The organism is Microbulbifer agarilyticus, from assembly GCF_020171345.1.
In the GTDB taxonomy this organism is placed as follows: Bacteria; Pseudomonadota; Gammaproteobacteria; order Pseudomonadales; family Cellvibrionaceae; genus Microbulbifer; species Microbulbifer agarilyticus_D.
In genome coordinates, this window is sequence record NZ_JAIUZM010000001.1 from 880,510 (window position 1) to 901,994 (window position 21,485).

Here is a 21,485-nt window from a genome sequence, read left to right on the forward strand (position 1 = left end):
GCTCACAGTCACAAAAGTTGCCCCCTCCCCATTCTCACTGGGCTCCTTAGACTTCTTGGATCCGCCCCGGTCCCGTACCAGGGCAGAGCGATGAAGTAGTAAAACGATAATAATTCTGAGAGAACACCATGAAGACATTTGCCCTGCCGGCGTTGCTGGCTGGTGCCCTGTGCGCCGGATTTACCGCAACCAGCCAGGCCGCCCCCACCTTTATTCCAGACCTCGACATCACCACCTTCGACGGCACCGAGCTGGACGCCAACCTCTATGTACCGGAAACGCCAGCCCCAGCAGGCGGCTACCCCACGGTACTGTTTACCAACAGCTGGATGCTGGACAAGAACCAGTACCTGCTGCAGGCCAAGGAGCTCGCCGAAAACGGCTATCTGGTGATGAGCTATTCCACCCGCGGCTTTGGTGTCTCCGGTGGCCTGGTCGACGTGGCTGGGGATAACTCTATTAACGACGCCAGCGTGCTGATCGACTGGCTGCAGGCCAATTACGCGGTAGGCAAACTCGGCATGGCCGGCATTTCTTATGGTGCGGGTATTTCCCTGGTCACCGCCGCCCGGGATCCGCGGGTAACCGCTGTAGCAGCGCTTTCTGGCTGGTCGGATGTGATCGAGGGCCTGTACCCGAACAACACCGTTAACCTGGTCTGGGGCACCATCCTCACCACCACCGCGCTCAACCTGGACCCGGAAGTGGATACCATCTGGGCCAACCTGCGCGCCACCGAAAACATTGCCGGCGTCGAAGCCTTCGCCGCACCGCGCTCCGCCCTCTCCTATGTACCGGAACTCAACAGCAATGGCACTGCGGTACTGATGTCGAACAACTTCGCCGACTACCTGTTCAAACCCAACAGCATGACCCAGCTGTATTCCCTGCTGGACGGGCCCAAGAAACTGCTGCTGAACCCCGGCACCCACGCGGTGACCGAGACCCTGGGTGGCAACGACGGGCATATCTGGGCAACCACCTTCCGCTGGTTCGACCGCTACCTGAAAGAGGAAGCCAACGGCATCGACAGCGAGCCCAAGGTCGACATGACCGTGCGCATCAGCAACAAGCTGGAGCAGTTCGACGACTTTCCGGTCACCGATAAATCCACCCGCTACTACCTGCACCCGCGCCTCAGCTACTTCAACAACGCCAGCATGAAAAGCAGCAGCTACACCGGTTGGGGCTGGAGCAACGACTTCCACGGCGGCGCCGACACCAAGGCGGGCACCGGTATCCCGGTGGTTTCCGACGCGCTCGAAGGCTTTGGCATTCCTGTCTATACCGACATGACCGGGATCAACGGCTATCACGCCATCGAATACAACTCACCAGTGCACTGGAGCACCTTCAAGATCCGCGGCACCCCCAGCCTGGAAATGTGGATAAAACCCAGCAAGCCGGAAGTTCAGCTGCACGTGCATCTGTATGACACCGGTCCCCTGGGCCTCGGCCGCCTGATTACCCATGCCCCCATTACCGTGCGTAACGCGGCGGTTGGGCAGAGCCAGAAAATCTCCCTGGACCTGTTTACTACATCCTACGATGTTCCCCCGGGGCATGTGGTCACCCTGGCCATCGACACCCAGGGGCTGATTTATCAAAAGCCTGCGGACACCTGGTACGAAATCACCGTGCCGTATCGCAAAAGCCAGCAGTCGGTGCTGACGATTCCGCACCTGTAATTCCGAAAAAGGAAAAGTTCGGAAGGCATATATAAAGGGCAGGTGCCGGGTATTGGTTTTCAGAAACGTTTTTGAATCCTGTATCCGGTGCTTGACCACCACCCAGCTCACTCCATCCTCTTATTAGCTGACACCAAAATCAGCGCCCATCCCCTGTAACGCAAAGCACGCGCCCCGCTACAATAGGGCCCGCTACACTAGGGAAAACCTTTCCCCCATTTTCCAATCCAAAAATTTACGCAAAGATTTCCAATGCAAAAATTTGCCTTACCCGCGCTACTGGCCGGACTGATCCTGCTTACGGCATGCGGATCCGACAAAAAGAACACCGAAGATACTCCGCCAGCGGAGCCATCGGCTGCCAGTGAACAAAGCGCCGTGCCCGCAACACCGGAAGAGTCCGCCAGCCAGCGCGAGGCCAGCACAAATCCACGCGAACAGGCGCCCGCGGGCAGGCTGCCCGACGATGTGCGCCCAACCGCTTACCGACTCGACCTTACCCTCGACCCACGCCAAGATACCTTCCACGGTCAGGTGGATATCGACATCGAGCTGGATAAGGCGTCCGACCATATCTGGATACACGGCAACAACATAAATGTTTCCGATATCAATGCCGTGGTACACGCCGCAAATGAAAACGCACCGGCCAATGCCGAAGGCGAAAATGTTGTACCGGCGGAATACAAACAGGTGCTCGATAGTGGCGTCGTCCGTGTCGACTTTGGCGAAGAGATACCCGCCGGCAAAATCACCCTGCGCATTCAATACAGCGCCCCGTTCGACAAAAACCTCGCCGGCCTGTTCAAGGTCGAGGAAAAGGGCGATGCCTACGCCCTGGCAAAATCGGAATCCATCCAGGCACGTCGTTTCCTGCCCGGCTTCGACGAGCCCGGCCTCAAGGCAACTTATGACATCAGCCTGACCGTACCCGAGGGATACGAGGCCATCAGCAATGAACCGGAAACCGCGCGCAGCGACGCCGGCAACGGTATGCAGAAAGTTACCTTCGCCCAGTCTCCGCCCATGCCCACCTACCTGCTCTCGCTGGCGGTAGGTCCGTTCGATGTAGTGGAGCGCCCGGCCATCCCCGCCAACCAGTACCGCAAAAAGCCACTGCCGCTGCGCGGCTTTGCGCGCAAGGGCCGCGGCAAAGACCTGAAGTACGTACTCGACGTCACCCCGCAAATGCTGCGTGTGTTTGAAGAGCAAATCCGACGCCCTTACCCCTTCCGCAAACTCGACATCATCGCTGCGCCCCAGTGGCCCAGCGGTGCCACCGAGCTTTCCGCGGCGATTACCTACCGCGAACAGCGCGTGCTGGTAGAAGGTGACGAGCCGGCTCCAGGACAGCGCCTGGCACTGCTGGGGATCCACGCTCATGAAATCGCGCATATGTGGTTTGGCAATCTGGTGACCCCGCCCTGGTGGGACGACCTGTGGCTGAAAGAAGGTTTCGCCACCTGGGGTACCCCGGTGGCACTGACCATCATGGAACCCGACGGTGGCCATGACCTGAACGCAGCGGCGCGTGCAATCAGCGCAATGCAGCTGGATTCACTGGCCAGCACCCGCGCGATCCGTGAACCCATTACCGACAACAACAACATTCGCAACGCCTACGACGCAATTACCTATTTGAAGAGCCTCGGGGTTATCCACATGGTGGATGAGTACTTCGGCGCCGATGTCTTCCGCCCCGCGCTGGGACGCTATGTGGAAAAGTTTGCCGATGGTGTCGCTGACTCGCCGGATTTTTATAAGGTAATCGGCGATGAAACCGACAGCCCGCAACTGACCGAAACCTTCCGCACGTTTGTCGAACAGAAAGGCGTGCCGCTGCTCACGCTGACCGTAGATTGCAACACCGAAAGCGAGGCTCAGGTGCATATCACCCAGCAGCGCTACAAGCCGCTCGGCTCCCCTATAGCCGACTCAGGAGAACAGTGGAGCATCCCATTCTGTATGCGCGGCAGCTCTGGCGTTGCGCAGTGCGAGTTCCTCACAGATAGTAAACAGACGCTCGCGATCTCCGGTGGCGCCTGTCCCAAGTGGGTTATGCCAAATGCCAATGGCAGTGGCTACTATCGCTTCAATATGGATGAGACACAGTGGCAGGCGTTACTCGACGCATTTGATTCCCTCAATACCACCGAGCGGCTGTCACTGATCGATAGCGCCTTCGCCGCATTCGAAGCGGGGCAACTGAAACCAGCCGCACTGCTGGAGGCTGTGCGTCTGTCTGCCACCTCCGATAAACGCCAGGTGGTGGAAGCGCCTCTTGCATACCTCAGTAAGTACAGCGATCACTATGTAGATCGCGAAAACGCAGGGAACTGGCAAGCACTCCTGAAAAAGCTCTACGGCAAAAAAGTGCAGGAACTGGCGGGCAAAGACGATTCGGAAAGTAAGCTGCTGAACAGCCGCCTGCTTGGCTTCCTCGCGCTGGAGGCGAACGACCAGAAGGCGCGCAAACAGCTGCAAGAAAAAGCCGAACAGTTCACCGGCTTCGGCGTTGAGCGTGACTCAAATGCGCTGAGCTCCGATTTGTACGAAAGTGCACTGACGGTTGCGGTGCAGGACTCGGGTAAGGACTTCCTCGACCACCTGATCACAATCCGCAAACAACTGGATGACCCGCTGTTCGAGAATGCCAGTGCCAATGCCATCGGTCGGGTCACCGACTTTTCGCAACTGGACACCATCCACGAGCTTGCCCTGAGTGACGAACTGGGTTCCCGGGAAAGTTTCGGGCTGATACTGAACTCCATGGCGAGTTCGGAGCTGCAAACGCGCAACTGGCAGTGGCTACAGGAAAACTTTCCGGCGATAGTGAAGAAAATCCCCGAGCAATGGCGGCGCAACACCCCGCGCTTTTCCGCCAGTTTCTGCGATCCGCAGTCGCTGCAGGAAGTTCAGCTGATGTTTGCCGACAACAAACAAATCATACCCGGGTTTGAGCGTGCTCTGGCGCAGACGGAAGAGCGAATCAAACTGTGTATTGCCTTAAAAGAGAAAGGCGCCGAACTAATCGGCGCCCTTAAATAATCACACAATAGAAAAATGGCAGCCTCGGCTGCCATTTTTTCAACAACTAATCAAAATCGATACCCGACTGCGTAAGGGTATCCTGCATAGGCTGCAACTGCTCCGCGAAATTGCGCCACTTCTTAAGTGACGTCTGATATACCGGCTGATGCACCTGCGCCGCGCTCGCAGTAGCGGTGCCTTTATCCGATTTAAAGTAGCGCGTTAAAATAGCGTCATCCCAGGGCAGTTCACAACGGCGATACAGTTCCAGCCCGGCATTCGGCAAATCGGTCACCAGGCTCTCGTAATCCACATCGATCACCCGATCGGCAAACACAGCGCGCCAGTGCTGCATCAATCGATGGTAGGCGCCGTAATACTGCGCCATCTCCGACTGGCTGTAGGAAAACGGATACGCGGTTTTAAACAGCGTCTTATACACCGCATAACAGGTATCCATAGGGCTTCGACACAAATGGACAATCTTGGCCCCCGGCAGCGCGCGGGCAATCCAGCCAAGGTAGAGAAAGTTCATCGGGTTTTTATCAATAATTCGGTCGGCCCCGGCGAAATTGGCGCGCGCACGCAGCTGCTGCACATAAGCATCGCCCACCGCATTCACATCAAGGGCATTACCGGCCTGCAAAATGATATTTCGGTCGCTTCCACTTTCGCTGCCGTGGACTTTAGCAGCCTCGCGAACTAATAATCGAGCAAAGGTATCCGGTTCACCGGCAGAAACCACATCTCCAGACGCGCACAGTACCCGATCGAGTAGCGTGGACCCGGTACGCGGCATACCGAGAACAAAGATAATTTCTTTACCGAAATCTGACGGAATATCACTGGCGGTTAGAAAGCCTGGGGTAAAGCTATCGGCTATGTCCGACATAACCGATAGGTCACGATCAATCTGGTAATCGATCGATTTCCTTCTTACCTCACAACCCTGTTGCAGTGCCGCGAAACTATCCGCGTACTGCCCCAGGTCTTCATATTCTTTGGCAAGGGCAAATTGCAATTGCACCCTGGCGACTTCAGGTAAATCGCACTGGACAAGTTGTTGCTGTAATTCCGGAATATGGTTGCGCTGCACGTTCTGTTTGCGCAGATCGGAGCGGTTCTTGTAGGCCTCCCAGTCTTGCGGGTTTAACGCCAATACGCGATCGTAGAGTTGTTCCGCACGTTCAAGGTTACCCATAGCGCGGTTTGCCGCAGCGCAGTTGAATAAGAACAACGGATCGTCCGGTTGCTTGGTCAGCGCATGTTCAAATACCTGCAGCGCGGTCTCATGAGACTCACACAGGGTCAGCAGATAACCGAGCTGGGAGAGCATGGCCGCATCCAAGGCTTCCACCGGCTTCAGGTCGGCAGATGTGGCGACGCCGAGCGCACCCGCCAGGTCACCCTCGCGCACAAAGCTGGTCGCCTTATGCAGCAGGATCGGGCGCCGGCGATCAACCTGATCGGGAAACAGCTTTAGTGCACTATCGAGCTGATCGCGCGCGGTCGCAAATTGATTACACCCCATTAATATGTCCGCGTATAAGCGGCGGCCACTGGCAAACCCGGGGGAATGATGGATCACCTCTTCAGCCGCGCTCTGCGCTGCACTCAGGTTACCAGAACGAAAATACTGGCGAGCGCGGATATACGCTTGCTTGGCTTCGCTGTTGGGTTCAACCGCTGTCTGCATAGTCTTTGAAGATTTTTAACGTTATCTACCCAGTGTACCCGCTTTTGCGCCATAAAAAAGCCGGCCTCGAAGGCCGGCTAAACTGTCACACGGTGAGACAACGATGAGTCTTAGAAGTGGTAGCGTCCGGAAACTCCCAGGGTGCGCGGCAGACTGATATAGTCTTTTGACGCATTGCCATAGAAGTTTTCCGCCGGATCGGTACCCATGTGCGCTTCGGTCAGCGCACCCGTTACACCATCTTCATTGAAGAGGTTCTTCGCAAACAGTGTGACATCCCAATCGTCCGCCACCAGTGTACTGCTCGCATTCCACAGCTGGAAGCCGTCGAACTCGGTAAAGGTTCTGCCGCTGCCGATCGCGTTGGTGGTTTCAGATTGATAGTAACCACTCAAGCGCGATACCAGCGTAAGATCCGCCGCGACCGTAGTGGTGTGATCCAAAGAGAGCGACATGGTGTGCTCGGCAGTACCGGGCAGTGTGGTGCCGGACCCGGCAACCATAAACTCACCCAGAATTCCGTTGCCCTCCCAGTTGCCGCTGGGCTGATAGAAATCCTTGGTCAGCTCCGCATCGACAAAAGCATAACCGAAGTTGTAACTGATACTTTCGCTCAAGTCGCCATTCAACTCGACTTCGAGCCCCTGGGTGCGCGCTTCATCGCCGTTAACCGCCGCAAAAAAGCCCCAGTTGGAAGTCGCCGTGTTGAGCTGGGGATCGGTCCAATCCATGCGGAACAGGGACACGGTGTAGCGCATTGCGTCTGTCGTACCCTTAACACCCAGCTCGTAGTTCATCACCTGGTCCGCACCGTACTGCAGGTACTCCGGGCTTTCCGCAAAGCCACCCATCAACGGCACCGCGTTGGCACCACCGCGGCGATAACCTTCGGAGACGGTCGCGTAGAACATGGTGCTCTCGCTCATATCCCAGGACAGGTTTGCCTTCAGCAGTGTGTCGTCATCTTCGGTGGTGAAACTCGCGCGAGTGTCTTCTTCCGCTGCCGGCCAGATCGGCAGCTGCAGTACCGAATCGTTGGTCAGCTTGTTGTCGAAGTGGCGCAGGCCCAGGGTCATACGCAGGGTATCGGAGAAGTTAAATGTGGTTTCGCCGAAAATAGCCGCATCGGTAAAGTTCTGATTACGGCGGAAGTAGAAGTCCTGATCCTGGACATTGCCCCCCCAATAAGTGAAGTCTTTCGCCAGAGTATCTTCCGGTCCCCATTTAGGAGGTGCAAACTCTGCCCAAGCTGCCCAACCCGGCATATAGCTGTTTTGCCCTGCCTTACTGTCTTGGTCCATATAGAAGAAGCCGGCAACCCAATCCACGAAGTTATCGCCATTGGAGACCAGGCGAATTTCCTGCACCAGCGCACTGTCATCGTAGAAGCGCTCGGCCTGAGCCAGCGGACGGGGTGAACCGCCATAGTAGTTTGCGAACCAGCCGTTCTGTGCGTAGAAGCCGGAGTTATCACTGATGGCTATGCCATCGTGGGAGTAGCTGGAAGTGCTGGAGGTGAAGGTGGCGAAGCCCATATCCAGGGAAATTTCCAGTGAGGTCAGGGAGACGTCGCGCTCGGAGGGTTCCAGGGTTACCGCACCGTTTTCATAGTCATCGTAGAATTCTTCTTCGCCGCTGACCCAGTTGGTGCCGCGGGTAACCTGACGACGCCCGCCAATTTCATCACTCTGCATCTGATGCGACAGCTGTACGCTCAGCTGGTCATTGGGCTCGATCAGCAGTGCAGCGCGCGCGTAGCTAATTTCCACCGTGTCTGCGTCTTCCACGCTGCGGAATACCGGCGCACCATTGGCGATGTCGCCGCCGGCTGCCACGGGGGCACCCTGAGCATCGAGCTCATACACATTGGTGTAATCGACTATGCCGTCGTTATCAATCATGCCCACGTTCGCACGCAGTGCCATCGTGTCACCGAGCGGGACATTGATCAGCGCATCGCTGTTCATGTTAAAGCCGTCGGAACCTTCTGTCTGACTGAAACTGCTACCCACAGTCGCTTCATACTCGCCGAGCTTCGGCTTGTTCATAATGTAGCGCACGGTGCCCGCCAGGGAGCCGGAGCCATACAGGGTACCCTGTGGGCCACGCAATACTTCCACGCGCTCAATGTCTTTCAGTACGAAGTTGGCATACAGCGGCGTGTCGTCTACGTAGGTTGCTACGGTCGGTACGGCGGAGAGCGGCACATCACCATTGGAGCCGCTATCGACGTTCACACCACGAATCATTACCCCGTTCACGGTGCCGGAGTTGCGGTATCCGCGATCCACAACGGTCAACCCGGGAACACTGCGCATCATTTCTGCAGCATCGGTAATCTGGCTCGCTTCCAGCTCGTCACCGGAAACCGCAGAAATATTGTAGGGAATGTCCTGTACGCTCTGCGCGCGACGGGTTGCGGTAACGATGATTTCTTCAACCGTTTCAGCACCTTGCGCCAGGGAGATTTGCGGAACCGCGAATAACGTACCCGCAGATACGGCCGCGACCGCACTGGCCAGTGTGGATTGGGTAAACCTCTGCTTGTTTGCTTGTTTCATGGTGCCCTCTGCTAGGTTTGAAACTCTCTTTGAATTGTCTTTGCTGGCCAAACAGCGCCGGCTATTGTTGTGGTTATTTTTTATATCCGGACCCTGACCCTAACCTAGGGCCAGTTAGTCTATAACGACTGGTCCAGTTTTTACTCATCCTGTGAGAATGGGTTCGGTTTATTCGGGGCTCACCCCGACATTTGTTACGCAAGTAATCACTCAGGTACTTTCAGTTCACCAAGGCGTTGCAACGTGGGCGATACTGCGCCCGCTTCATACTGAGGGTACTGCACCCGACCATCGCGGAAACTCTTCAGCGTCTGGCCCAGCCCTTTCATGCCGCGCTCACGCACTTGAGTAACTTTGTCTAGATTAACTTCAAATGCGACAACCTCTTCCTCTACAGAAGCCTCGTGAATAGTCTCACCTTCCGGCCCAACGATGATGGACCGCCCTACCCCCTGGGCGCCGGCCGAATTCACATCGACGATATAGCACTGGTTCATGGTGGCGCTGGCGCGGACGATGGACAATTCATCCTGACGATCAATGGTGTCGGTTTTGGTAGGGTGGATAATGACCTCGGCGCCCAGCCACACCATGGCGCGGGTGGTCTCTGGAAACCACATGTCGTAGCAAATCGACACACCGAAACAGCCCACATCCGGTATATCGAACACGACAAACTGGTCGCCAGCGGTCACGCCCTTTTCATAGGGGAGGAAGGGGTACATTTTGCGGTAGCGGGCAATCACTTCACCCGCGGGATTGATCACCGGTGTGGTATTGAATACAGCAGTGCCGCATTTCTCGTACATGGAGCCAGGGATCAACCAGATACCCAGCTCACGAGCGGCGCGACAAAAGGCTTCTTCTTCTGCGGAGGGCAGCTCACGGGCGTGCTGCGCACCGACGCCACGCAGTGCCAGCTCGCTCAACACAATCATTTTCACCCAGGGGTAACGCAGCTTGGTTCGCTGGATTTTCTGCAGCAGTAGCTCGAGATTATCCACTTCCTCAAGCTTCAGTTGCAGCGCGGCTATCCCGAACGTATTGGGTTTGCTACTCATTACACCGGTTCCTGGTTGTGCAGTCTTGTTCACATTGTCTGGGACCATACTGACCCATGCGACAATACCGCTATAGGGCCAGATGACCGCATGACATGAGTCCAAACCGCGTTTTCCGCTAAAAACGGTTGCTTGGCTCTATCGACAGAACCAATCTGGCACTATGGATGGCGATGTAATAAGTTAGTTTTGATCCGGAGCCTGGCCGACTACCGCGGGGCAGGTAGATGTAGAAACAGCCACAGCAAAAACGATGCACCGGAGCAGCCATGCAAAATCCAGTAAACAGCGCAGCGACAGACGTTTCCAATGGCGGCGGCGTGCTGCCCGATAGCAGTTCAGCGCAACGGCCGCTTGCCAGTGGCCGGTTTGCGAGTAATGGCTGGGCCGCGAGCGTATTCCTCGCGTTTCTCTCTTCGGCGGGGCTCTATTACGTCAATATCTTTCCGGTCATTGTGGATGCATTGATGGCCGGCGCTGGGCTGAGTGCCGAACAGGCCGGGCAGATTACCTTTGCCAACACCATCGGCGCGGTTATCGGCGCCTTCGGGGTTTCCTGGCTGATTCGCCATATCCCGCGCTGGAAACGTGCGGCGGCGATTCTGCTGTGCTGCTCGATCGGCATGGATGTATTGACCATCCAACTGGCCAACCTGGATTTGTTGATCCCGCTGCGCCTGGTGCACGGTATTCTCGGCGGTGCACTGGTAGGGCTGGGATTTGCGGTCATCGCACGCAGTGGTATCGCGGGTCGCAGCTACAGCATGGTGCTGCTGGTGCAATACACCGGCGGCGCTATCGGCATGGGATTCCTGCCGGCCTTGGTGGTTGAGCATGGCACCTACGTACCTTTCTATGCCCTGATTACCTTTAGCGCAATTACCTTGGTGATGCTTCCGTTGATCGCGGACTATCCTTTGCCGAGTAAACCGTCGTCCGAATCGCCCACCCAATCACCGAGTGCCGCTCACGAACAGACAAAGGCATCGCGCTCTCTCCTTCCAATTGCAATTACACTGTTCGCGCTGTTCTGCTTTCAGTTTGCCAACATGGCCCTGTTCGCGTTTATTTTTGATCTGGGGAAAACCTATGCGCTACCGCTCGGATTTATCAGCCAGACGTTGTTCTGGGCAAACCTGATTGCCATCAGTGGGGCCATGCTCGCGGCAGTGACCGGGCAGAAATATCCGCTTGCGAAACCGCTTGCTGCGGCATTGGTCATTACGCTGGTTGGGTTGCTGCTTTTCTTGCTCAGCGATGTACGCGCGATGTTTATTATGGCCAATGTGGTAACGGGTATTACCTGGGCATTCTGTGTGCCCTATTTCCTGACCATCGCCTCGCGTTTTGATAGCGCGGGCCAGATGGGCGCCTTTGCGGGGTTTGCCTCCAAGCTGGGATTGGCCTGTGGGCCACTATTTGCGGGGTACTTCATCACCGGTGGCGGCAGCTATGCGCAGCTGATTATCCTGGCCACGGTGATTCTTGGTATCTGTTTGATTGCCATTCCAGCGGCAAGCCGACTGGATCACTCGAACCAACAAGGCTAGCCGAATTAATCGACCTGGTTACTCTCGACCGGGCTATTCGTTGGCAACAACTGCCGTATCAATCAGTTTTCCGCTCTCGTTAAACCATTTGATACGGTGGCCATCGGTTACCACGTGAAAGCTGGCCTTGCGGCCGTATGACCAGGTGCGCCACTGGCGCACCCACTGGTCGCCATCGAGCCACCAGCGCCCGGTATCCGTCTCGTCCATTTCCACATCGTTGCGCGAATAGCCCAACATGGTGCCGTCGGGTTTCAATTCGATACGATAGGATTCGCCCAGGGTGTTGGTGCCAAGGAAAACCGCTCCCGGCATTTCCTTCTGCAGATCCTGGGCACTCAGGCGCCTTCCCGCGGCATTGGCAAGCGATTCTTCTTCCGCCTGCAATTCTCCATAAATCAGCTGCGCGAGTACCCGTACACCGCCTTCAATTTTATCCGCATCGATTGCGGAAAAGCCCAGGCGCACCGCACTGCCATCGCTGACGGCTTCCAGTAGCACGCCATTTTTCTCAGCGCTAATTTGTAACTGTGCACCGTCCATATGCGGTGGCAGTTCCAGCCAACAGGCGGTACCGCAGCTTGCGCGCCGGACGTTTAATTTCGGCAGGTGATACATCAGCGCTTCACCCAGCGCCGTCCAGCGCTCTTTCAGCTGCTGGGTAATTTTAAACAGTGCCGCATCGAGATAGCCGGCGGCGACAAACTTTGCCAGCAGGCGCTGGTTGAGTGCGGGCACGCGCTCTCGCAGGGTATAACGCAGCGCACGCAAACGCTGGATCACCGGCTTGGGGGCAACCACAAATGCCAGCTGCATGCCGGGGTCGATGATTTTGGGGAACTGATAGAGGTAGATAACCGAGCCGCCGCCATCCATACCTTTCAGCGGCGGCAATGGATTGCCGTGGTAACAGAAATCGTGATCGCAGTCGTTCTCGATAATCACCGTTTTCTGCTCGCGCGCCTGCTTCAGCAGCAAGCGGCGGCGCTCCAGGCTGCAGGTAACCGCCGTGGGGTTGTGCACATTGGGCTGCAGGTAAATACAGTCGGCTTGTTGGAGATTCTCATCCAGCAATGGGCCGTCTGCATCTTGCGTTAACGGCAATACCTGCGCACCGGTGCGGCGGAAGATCTCGCCGGTCTCACCGGCGGCCGGTTGCACGAGTGCGAGTTTGCGCTGATCCCCCAGCAATAGCTCACCAAGCAAATGGCAGGCTTGCTCCACGCCGCAGGTGAGCAGGATTTGCCCCGGCTCTACGTAGATACCGCGACGGGGCAGCAGCCGGGTACAGATCTGCTCCACCAGATGGCGATCGTCTTCATTGCTTCCCAGGGTCGCCCACTGTGCAACTTCCCGCGCGGTAAAAATATCCCGTGTGCACTCTCGCCATTCGGCTCCCGGGTACAAGCGCGGGTCGTATTCGTTACTGACAAAGGGAAAGGGGTATTGCAACCAATTGGCGGGACGCGCCTGCAGCGCACGACGATTGACCGAGACCGCATTGCAATGCGTGCGCCAGAAGCTGCGATCATCCTCATCCCGCTGCGGTTCGCCGGCACTATGGCTGATTACGCCCTGCTGGGAAACGGTATCGCTGACATAGAAACCACTCCGCTCACGGGTTACCAGAAAGCCGTCATCCACCAGCTGCTGGTAGGCGAGCACCACGGTATTACGTGCCACCCCCAGCTGCTCGGCCATACGCCGCGAGGAAGGCATTTTATGACTGGCGGGAATGCTCCCGGACAAAATGCCCTGGATTAGCTTTTCACGGATTTGCTGCTGCAGACTTTTTTCTGCTGCAGGATCGAGAATGATCAGCGCTTCGCTCATGTTCGGCTCGTTATATTTGTTCTCGCCTGATACATACCGCAAACGACTTAAGCATGACAGCCACGAGTGTCATCCACAGTGTGCACGGGGGCCCGCGCAGTTTCAAGCACGGGCCCCAAGGGTTATTGCCAGCCCCCAGCGATTGGAGGCCCGGTTAATTTCATGCGGATTGCGTGCCAACCTTCTTCAGACGGAAGGCCAACCACACCAGAATGATGCCGAATGCGATTGCATAGCCGCCGATCAACCACAGCAACGCCAGCGCGCCGGCTCCGGGTTTGATCAGGAGAAATAATCCAACAATGACCGACAGGATACCGGCCAGTATCAGCAGCCACTCGTGGTCTATTTCCTTGCGCAGGCGGATCGCGCCGATGATCTCAAAGATACCGCGTACCAGCGCCCAGGCACCGATAAAAATCACCAGTACCAATGCAGTCACCTGCGGATATACAAAGGTGATGATACCGGCCGCAATACCGGTGATGCCGACAAACAGCAGCCACCAGAGTGACGAGCGCTCGGCAGAACCGCGGCCCTTGATGGCTCCGTACAGGGCAATGACGCCGTCCACCAGGGTGTAGGCACCGAACAGGAGGACCAGGCTAAGAAGGGATATACCCGGCCAGACAAAGGTGAGTACACCAAACAGTATGGCGAGCAACCCGCGCACCAGCGCCACCCACCAGTTGTCGACCATGGCGCGCAACAGCGGGCTGTTGGCGAGATCGCCCCCACTAGCGGAATCATTTTTGCGAATTGGAGTTTCTGAGGACACGGTAAGACTCCCTAAGCAAGGATATTGAGTCAGTGCGTTATAAGGTGGAGGTAATGAACTCACCACTTTTCCTACTAACCCGCGAGACAGGACAACACCCGATCCAGCCAATATGGCCCGGGCATAACAACCCACCTCGAAATTCCTCACCGACCGCTGGAGTCCTACTCCGTGAAAATTGAACCCGACACGATACAGGCAGGCGCTACCTCAGGATCACGCCTCGCAACATGCCGCAGGTATGGACATAAAATGTGTACGTGACCAAGCCCCGTTATGAGTCGCGCAACTTGGTATTAACTGCCTCGCCCACCGCGATTTCACGGAGGACCTTGACTGCCTGCCCCGGCTGCAGGCGCTCGGCGCCGCGCACGATGACCTGATCACCATCGCGCACATCCCCTTCCACGGCTATCCAGTCGCCGTCGCCACTGCCGGCGGTAACGGCGAGACGCTGCGCCTTGCCTTCGCCATCCACCCGGAATACGTAGGCATTGCCATCGCGCAGGATCAGGGCATCGCGGGGAATGGCTATGGTCTGCTCCGCCGCACGCAATGGCACTGCTACCTGTACCGGCAACCCGGCGATCCATCCGGCAGCAACTTCGGTGGGCAAACTGACCAACATTTTCACCCGGCGAGAGCCGGTATCGGCCACCGGCACCAGCTGCCGTACCTGTCCCTGCACAACTGTCGCAGCAGACTCGCGCTGGGCGCGGTTACCCAGCACATCGCTGCGCAAAGTCAGGACGTCGCCCTGTTGCAATAAGGGCAATGCCCCCAAGGGAATATCTGCTTCCACTTCCAGCTGCCCCATATCCAGCGCGCGCATCAGCTCATCACCTGTGCGCACGTATTCGCCGGGCTGTAGTTCACGGCTGACCACCAAGGTATCAAAGGGCGCATTGATGCGGGTTTTACCCAGTTCGTACTGGCTGCGATCACGGGCAATTTCTGCCGCGGCCAATTGCTGAGCCAACGCCTCCCGCTCTGCCTGCTGCTCTTCCAGGACTGCGCGCGATGTGCTGTTGCGCTCGGCGAGGGATTGCAGGCGATTCAGTTGCGCGTCCATATAGGTCAGGCGCGCCTGCAGTTGTTTGATCTGGCTTTCCGCGTCGCGCAACTGCAACTTCCACGGGGTTGCATCTAGCTCGGCGAGGCGCTGGCCCTGCTTCACCTGCGTACCCGGCTCTGCAACATATTCCAGCAGGCCATCCAGCTGGGATGACACGCGAATATCGCGCCGACTCACCACGCGCCCCGCAGCCCACTGACTTGGGGAAAGATCGCGCAGCTGTGCGCGGCTGGTGGAGACCGCCACGCCATCCTGCGCTCCTTGACCGAAAACAGGTAAGGAAAAAATACTGCCTGCGATCAGCAGTGCGTTGATCCAATGGGAAATTCGATTTCGAGAAATATTTTTCGTCTGCATCATGACTCGCTCCCTGCGTGGTCGGCGTGGAGTTTGTGTTGAATTTTGTTTAGACCCGGTAAGGGCAGTTTGCCGGTTTGCAGCAGCGCGGGTAGCAGAACCAGGGTAAACAGGGTGCTTACCGCCATACCGCCAACGATTACCGCGGCCAGGCCGCGATAAATCACACTGCCTTCACCGGGCGCCACCAGCAGCGGCAACATGCCAAACACGCTGGTGAGGGTGCTCATGAAGATCGGCCGCAGCCGCAGCTTCAGGGCCTGCTCTACGGCAGAAGAACGATCGAGCCCTTCCTGCTCCGCGGCGCGGGTTTGATGCACCAGCAGGATTGCATTGTTAACCACCAGGCCGAGCAGGATCACAAAGCCGATCATGGTCAGGAGGTCCAGCGGCTGGAAGCCAAACAGATTAATCAAGCGAAGCGCGAGCACCCCGCCCACCGTGGCAAGCGGCACGGTCAGTAAAACCAGAGCTGCGTCTTTCAGAGAGCGGAACAGCGCACTCATCAGCAGGAACAGGATCACCAGTGCCAGGACGAAATTCTGCGACAGGGATTGGATCGCGTTATCCAGATCACTGGCATTACCGCCCACCAGAATGCTGCCGTCGGCAGGCATCGCGGCCTGAATTTTCGGCAGGATATCTGCCTCAATTTGCGCACGCACTTCCTCCAGGGAAACATTGTCCGGCGGCACGATACGCAAGCTGATGGTGCGACGCCCGTCCACCCGACGCAGGCTGCCCGGCCCCACCGTGCGCTCCACACTGGCCAACTGCGAGAGCGAAGTAATCTGGCCGCGGGGGGTAACCAGCGGGGTGTTTTCCAACTGCTCGGGCGTACCCCACTCCTGCGCCTTGAAGATCACATCCAGGCGTTTTTCACCGTTGAAGTACTCACCCACGTAGAGGCCATTGCCGAGCGCGCGAATCAGGCTGCCCATATCCTGGCGGTTCCAGCCCTGCTCGTAGATGGCGCGGTCATCCGGATGCACGGTGAGTTCCGGCTCTGCCAGTGACAGGCCCGGGTTGGGTTGCACGGGTACACCCGGCATCTGTTCGCCGATAATTTCCACGCCGGCCGCGGCGGCTTTCATCAGTCCCTCTGCGTCTTTGGATTGCAGATGCAGCTCAATTTGCCGGTCGCCGCCGAACTGGCCGAACAAGTTGCCCCGCGCAGCAAAGCCCTGAAAATCTGGAATATCCTTGAGCACTTCCTGCCGCAGGATGCGTTCCATATCTGCAGCCTTACTCATATCCTTCACCCGCACCCCCATGGTGCCGCCATTCGGCCAGGTGAGGATGTAATAGTTTTTTAACGCCGGCTCTTTTTCTCCGCGCATATATGGGCCCATACGCCGATCGAGTTCTGCCACCACTTCTTTCGCAATAGTTTTATTGTTGGTGGCCGCGGGGAAATTCAGCCACACGTCCACAGCGTCCCGCTTTACCGGCGGCAGGTAGTCGAGCTTGGGTAACAGCAACCAGGTCGCGGCCAGCGGCAGCACTAGAAACACAGCAATCACTCGCCAGCGCCGTGTGGTGGTCGCAGTAAGTCGCATCACCCGACTGCTGATTTTGTCCCACAGCGGTGCCAGGCGGTCGCGGGCAGAAACTTCCGGCAACCACAGCTTTGCCGCGACGGGCACTACTGCCACCGCAACCAGCAGCGAAAACACCACCGCCACGGCAATGGTGAGTGCCAGGTCACCGAAGATCTGCCCTTCCACGCTGTTGAGAAAAAATACCGGCAGGAAAATGGCTACCGTGGTTGCCGTGCTCGCCAGCAGTGCACCCCACACCTGTCCGGCGCCCTGCGCGGAAGCCTCGTCGGGACTCTTACCCTTTTCCCGCAGGCGAATAATGTTTTCCAGCACCACAATGGCGGCGTCCAGCACCATACCGGTAGCAAACGCGAGCCCCGCCAGCGAAATTACATTCACACTACGCCCCGCGGCAGACAGCACCACAAAGGTGGCAAGCAGGGAAATTGGAATCGCCGCGGCTACGATCAGGGTGGCGCGCATACGCCGCATAAACCACCACAACACCCCCACCGCCAGCAGCATGCCAAGCAGCAGGTTTCCACCGAGTAAATTCAACGCACGGTAGACAAAGATCGATGCATCAAAGGACTGCACCAGCACCAGCTTCTGATCCGCCAACATGGTGTCATTCAACTCCGTGACCCGCGCCTTAACCCGCTCCAGAGTCGCCAGCATATTGGCGCCATTGGCGCGATTAATACGGATAGAAACCGCCGGGTTGCCATTTTGTGTAGCGGTGCCATTGGATTCCGACGGCGCCACTTGCACACTGGCGATATCGCCTAGTCGCACGGGGCGTCCATCACGCCACTCCAGAACCAGTTGCGCAAGCTCATCCGGACGGTACTCACCGGCAAAGCGTAGGGTGTAGCGACGGCGCCCCACATCGGTAAAGCCGCCGGACACATCCCGTGCCGATGCCAACTGCTGGGTAACCAGCGGCAACTGAATCCCTAGCTCCGCCGCCTTCCACGGATCGAACACCACCTGCAGCTCTTCCCTCGCAGCGACACCATTCTGCGCCGCTACACTCGCAACGCCGGGCACCGCCTCCAGCTCCGGGCGCAACACGTCTTCAATTAGGCCCGTGTACTCCTGCATGGTGTTCGGATTGCCCGGCAACAACTGTAGGAAGAAATACGTCAGCGGCGACGTATTGCCACCCCAGCCGCCCAACATCACCCGCGGCGGCTCTGCATCCCGCGGCAATGGCGGCAGACTGCTCATCCGGCTGATCACATCGATGAGCACCTTGTCCATATCCGTGCCCATGGCAAACTCGAGATTCACCCAGGCGCCACCGCGACCGGCGTTTACCTGCATCATCTCCAGCCCGGTCACTCCCTGCAGCACCGACTCGATCGGCTCAACAATTTCCGCCTCTACTTCCTTAGGCGAAGCCGCTCGCCACCCAGCCTGGATGGTGATCTGCGGGTTTTCGATATCGGGAAATAATTGCACCGGCAGTTTGCTGGCGAGAAACGCGCCCAGCAGCACGGCAAGCACCACGGCGACCGCCGTGGCGGCAGGATTCTTTAGCGCGGTATTGGTGAGCGACATGCGCGCGACCCCATCAACGTTTGATTGTTTTTATCAAAATACTTTTGAGGTTGAGAATATCTGCTGAGGGCAGCAAGGCAACGCGGTTGCGATAGAGGGAAGGATTTTGCGGGCGAGCCGGAGAAAAAATAAGACGATCGGTTTACGAAGTTGAAGCGTGCAATGAGAAAGCGGAGCACACTGCTCCGCTTTCAAATAACACTAGAAAAAACGCTGTCGAAAACTAGATAAAATGTTGAACCTTGTTCTTATAGCTGCGGCTCATCTTCAATCGCTCACCGTTGTTCAGCACCAGGTGATACTCACCGTTGATATGTGCGCAGATCTCGCGCACGCGTTTCAGGTTGACGATGGTTGAGCGGTGAATACGCTGGAACACTTTGGGGTCCAGCTGCTGCTCCAGCTCCTTCATGGTGATGCGCATAACATGGGTTTCGCCGTTGGCATGCACACACATGTAATCTCCGGCGGCATCGATCCAGTCGATATCCCGCGCCGGTACCAGAGAGATTTTTCCGGAATCTTTGATGGCGATTTTTTCCGGGTAGCGGCTGCCACCCAGTTCGCCCGCCGCCAGTTTTTCTTCCAGCGCTTCCGGCGATTCGTGGGTCAGGTCCGCGACCGCCTCCAGCAATTGCTCGCGCTGGGCCACGAGGTTTTCGCTACCGCGCTTCTCCCGCACCCGCTGCAACGCCATCGCCAGGCGATCTTCTTCGATGGGCTTCAACACGTAGTCGACCGCATTCACTTCGAACGCCTCTACCGCGTACTGGTCGTACGCCGTGACAAATACAATCTGTGGCATCCCGTCCGCCGGAAGCAGCTGTACCAGGTCCAGACCACTAACCCCCGGCATCTGAATATCCAGGAAGGCGACATCCGGCTTTAACGCCAGGATCTGTTCGCGCGCCTCGCGGCCGTTGCCGCATTCGGCCACCACTTCTATACCACCGAGGTTCTCCAGACGCAGGCGCAAACCGCGCCGAGCCAGGGGTTCATCGTCCACTATGATGACTTTCAGAATATCACTACTCACCAGTACGCCCTCTCCAAATAATCCTGTTATTCCTGTTCAAACGGAATGCGCAGATGCACACTCAGCCCGCCTTCCGGGCGGTTGCAGAAGCGGGTCTTCTGCTCGTCACCATAGAGCGCACGCAAGCGCTCACAGGTATTGCGAATACCAACACCGGCGCCCTGCCCCAGCCCGGAGAGTTCTTTCTCGGACACGCCCGGGCCATTGTCGCTGACCTCGACCAGCAGCTCACCGGCAAACACCCGCGCCTTGATGGTGATCTCGCCGCCCCATTCACGCTGGGAAATACCGTACTTAATCGCGTTTTCCACAATCGGTTGCAACAGCAGGCTCGGCACTAGTGCGCGGGGCGCATCGCCTTCCAGGTCGATATTGATCTGCAAGCGGTCGGCGAAGCGCACCTTTTCAATGTCGAGATACAGCATCAGCGCCTCGACTTCTTTCGCCAGCGTTACCTTCTGCATGGGGTCGTTATCCAGCGAGTGGCGCAGGAACTGCGACAGGCGGGTCACCATGCTGTTAGCGGTCTTGCCATCCTGATCCAGGATCAGGGTGGAAATCGCATTCAGGGTATTGAACAGGAAGTGCGGGTTCAGCTGGTAGCGCAGCATCTTGAGCTGTGACTGGTGCGCGATGGACTCCGCCTTCAGCGCCTTCTCCTGCTGCTGCAGGGATGTCTGGTAGTACTTGATGCCGTAGTAGAGCGCCGTCCAGGTCATGTAGATCAGGAACGAGTAGGAGAACCAGTAGACCGACATCACCAGCGGGTGCTCGTCGCTCTCCTTGCCGTACAGCCACAGGTTGCCACCAAACTTGATCGCCGCCCACAGTGCCGCCGCCAGGATGATGACTCCGAGGGAACCGATCAGACGCGTGGCCGGCGGTTTGTCCCACAGACGCTGGAAACCGCGGCGCATGCCTTCCGACAGGGCGATCCCCGACGCCGTGGCCACGGCAAGGTAGCCGCAGTACAGCAGGTGGTTCTCCACCCAGAAGAAGCCACCGATAAACGTCAGCAACGTATAGCCCGCCCAGCCGCTGCACTGCAGCGCCCAGTACTGGTGACGCTCACTTGCCAGCTTGTCGGAAAGCCAGTTAAAAACAGAAGTACCCATATTTCTCCATAAGTGCGCACGCATTGCGCCAATCTGGGAAAATAGCCTAAATGAGGAACGCGGTGAACGAAATACCACCAACCGCAGCAATCTGACAGGTTGCCGCAGAAATCGCGCAGATTTGGGGGATAGCGATGAATTACTGGCTGTTTAAGTCGGAACCGGATGAATATAGCCTGGATGACCTGAAGAGGGAGCCTGGTCATACAGGCCGCTGGGATGGCATCCGCAACTACCAGGCGCGCAACTTCCTGCGCGACTCGGTGCAGGAGGGCGACGGCGTGCTCTTCTACCACAGCGCCTGCAAGGTCCCGGCGATTGTCGGCACCGCCAGCGTGGTGCGCGGTGCCTACCCGGACCCGGCCCAGTTCGACCCGGAGAGCAAATACTTCGACCCCAAGGCGACCGCAGAGCAGCCGCGCTGGTACTGCGTGGATATCCGCTGGCAAAGCGCATTTGCCCAACCGGTGCCGCTAAAAGACATCAAGCAGAACCCGGCACTGGAGGAGATGGTACTGGTGAAGCAGGGGCGGCTTTCTATTCAGCCGGTAAAAGCGACGGAGTGGAGCCTCATCAAGAAACTGGGAGAAGCCAGCTAAAG

Annotated in this window: 13 protein-coding genes; 4 read left to right on the forward strand and 9 right to left on the reverse strand. The window is 57.4% G+C overall.

Going from position 1 to position 21,485, the window contains the following annotated elements:
• Nucleotides 1-128: 128 nt before the first annotated feature.
• Both LCM31_RS03580 and LCM31_RS03585 read left to right on the forward strand, forming a co-directional pair.
• On the forward strand, nt 129-1,688 hold the full coding sequence (locus LCM31_RS03580; protein ID WP_224867628.1) for an alpha/beta fold hydrolase: 1,560 nt from the start codon (nt 129-131) through the stop codon (nt 1,686-1,688).
• Nucleotides 1,689-1,940: 252 nt separating this feature from the next.
• On the forward strand, nt 1,941-4,736 hold the full coding sequence (locus LCM31_RS03585; protein ID WP_224867630.1) for a M1 family metallopeptidase: 2,796 nt from the start codon (nt 1,941-1,943) through the stop codon (nt 4,734-4,736).
• 46 nt (nt 4,737-4,782) lie between these two features.
• Here the strand turns inward: LCM31_RS03585 and LCM31_RS03590 are convergent, their stop codons facing one another.
• The 3 genes from LCM31_RS03590 to LCM31_RS03600 form a co-directional block, all read right to left on the reverse strand.
• Entirely contained in the window at nt 4,783-6,414 is a 1,632-nt protein-coding gene (locus tag LCM31_RS03590; RefSeq protein WP_224867632.1) for a sulfotransferase family protein, read from the reverse strand.
• Between the two features lie 110 nt (nt 6,415-6,524).
• Complete coding sequence (locus LCM31_RS03595) at nt 6,525-8,975, reverse strand: TonB-dependent receptor (RefSeq protein ID WP_224867635.1); 2,451 nt, start codon at nt 8,973-8,975, stop codon at nt 6,525-6,527.
• Nucleotides 8,976-9,181: 206 nt separating this feature from the next.
• On the reverse strand, nt 9,182-10,036 hold the full coding sequence (locus LCM31_RS03600) for a carbon-nitrogen hydrolase family protein (protein WP_222229452.1): 855 nt from the start codon (nt 10,034-10,036) through the stop codon (nt 9,182-9,184).
• Nucleotides 10,037-10,305: 269 nt separating this feature from the next.
• Here LCM31_RS03600 and LCM31_RS03605 point away from each other — a divergent pair, with 269 nt between their 5' ends.
• A complete protein-coding gene (locus tag LCM31_RS03605) occupies nt 10,306-11,586 on the forward strand; it encodes an MFS transporter (RefSeq protein WP_224867637.1) in 1,281 nt (426 codons plus the stop codon).
• 33 nt (nt 11,587-11,619) lie between these two features.
• On the opposite strand, the gene LCM31_RS03610 is transcribed toward LCM31_RS03605, so the two are convergent.
• The 6 genes from LCM31_RS03610 to LCM31_RS03635 all read right to left on the reverse strand — a co-directional run bounded on the left by LCM31_RS03610 (nt 11,620) and on the right by LCM31_RS03635 (nt 20,884).
• Entirely contained in the window at nt 11,620-13,419 is a 1,800-nt protein-coding gene (locus LCM31_RS03610) for an aminotransferase-like domain-containing protein (protein ID WP_224867640.1), read from the reverse strand.
• A 160-nt stretch (nt 13,420-13,579) separates the two neighbouring features.
• A complete protein-coding gene (locus LCM31_RS03615; RefSeq protein ID WP_224867642.1) occupies nt 13,580-14,197 on the reverse strand; it encodes an HdeD family acid-resistance protein in 618 nt (205 codons plus the stop codon).
• A gap of 274 nt (nt 14,198-14,471) precedes the next feature.
• Nucleotides 14,472-15,632, reverse strand: coding sequence for an efflux RND transporter periplasmic adaptor subunit (locus tag LCM31_RS03620; RefSeq protein WP_224867644.1), 1,161 nt, complete (start codon nt 15,630-15,632; stop codon nt 14,472-14,474).
• Nucleotides 15,629-18,733 (reverse strand): efflux RND transporter permease subunit, encoded by a 3,105-nt coding sequence (locus LCM31_RS03625; RefSeq protein ID WP_224867646.1) that lies wholly within the window; start codon nt 18,731-18,733, stop codon nt 15,629-15,631. The genes LCM31_RS03620 and LCM31_RS03625 overlap by 4 nt, the downstream gene beginning before the upstream one ends.
• Before the next feature lie 223 nt (nt 18,734-18,956).
• A complete protein-coding gene (locus LCM31_RS03630) occupies nt 18,957-19,769 on the reverse strand; it encodes a LytR/AlgR family response regulator transcription factor (RefSeq protein WP_222229444.1) in 813 nt (270 codons plus the stop codon).
• Nucleotides 19,770-19,795: 26 nt separating this feature from the next.
• Nucleotides 19,796-20,884: a sensor histidine kinase gene (locus LCM31_RS03635; protein WP_224867647.1), complete on the reverse strand. Its 1,089-nt coding sequence runs from the start codon at nt 20,882-20,884 to the stop codon at nt 19,796-19,798.
• Nucleotides 20,885-21,018: 134 nt separating this feature from the next.
• On the opposite strand from LCM31_RS03635, the gene LCM31_RS03640 reads away from it, so the two are divergent.
• The gene (locus tag LCM31_RS03640) at nt 21,019-21,483 is read left to right on the forward strand and encodes an EVE domain-containing protein (RefSeq protein WP_224867649.1); all 465 of its coding nucleotides are present in this window, start codon (nt 21,019-21,021) and stop codon (nt 21,481-21,483) included.
• Nucleotides 21,484-21,485 lie beyond the last annotated feature (2 nt).

Bases quoted from the DNA above. Each gene is read 5' to 3' on its own strand.
- LCM31_RS03605 (WP_224867637.1), top strand. From the start codon at position 10,306: ATGCAAAATCCAGTAAACAGCGCAGCGACAGACGTTTCCAATGGCGGC.
- LCM31_RS03600 (WP_222229452.1), bottom strand. From the start codon at position 10,036: ATGAGTAGCAAACCCAATACGTTCGGGATAGCCGCGCTGCAACTGAAG.
- LCM31_RS03610 (WP_224867640.1), bottom strand. From the start codon at position 13,419: ATGAGCGAAGCGCTGATCATTCTCGATCCTGCAGCAGAAAAAAGTCTG.
- LCM31_RS03590 (WP_224867632.1), bottom strand. From the start codon at position 6,414: ATGCAGACAGCGGTTGAACCCAACAGCGAAGCCAAGCAAGCGTATATC.
- LCM31_RS03585 (WP_224867630.1), top strand. From the start codon at position 1,941: ATGCAAAAATTTGCCTTACCCGCGCTACTGGCCGGACTGATCCTGCTT.
- LCM31_RS03620 (WP_224867644.1), bottom strand. From the start codon at position 15,632: ATGATGCAGACGAAAAATATTTCTCGAAATCGAATTTCCCATTGGATC.
- LCM31_RS03595 (WP_224867635.1), bottom strand. From the start codon at position 8,975: ATGAAACAAGCAAACAAGCAGAGGTTTACCCAATCCACACTGGCCAGT.
- LCM31_RS03635 (WP_224867647.1), bottom strand. From the start codon at position 20,884: ATGGGTACTTCTGTTTTTAACTGGCTTTCCGACAAGCTGGCAAGTGAG.
- LCM31_RS03625 (WP_224867646.1), bottom strand. From the start codon at position 18,733: ATGTCGCTCACCAATACCGCGCTAAAGAATCCTGCCGCCACGGCGGTC.
- LCM31_RS03580 (WP_224867628.1), top strand. From the start codon at position 129: ATGAAGACATTTGCCCTGCCGGCGTTGCTGGCTGGTGCCCTGTGCGCC.
- LCM31_RS03640 (WP_224867649.1), top strand. From the start codon at position 21,019: ATGAATTACTGGCTGTTTAAGTCGGAACCGGATGAATATAGCCTGGAT.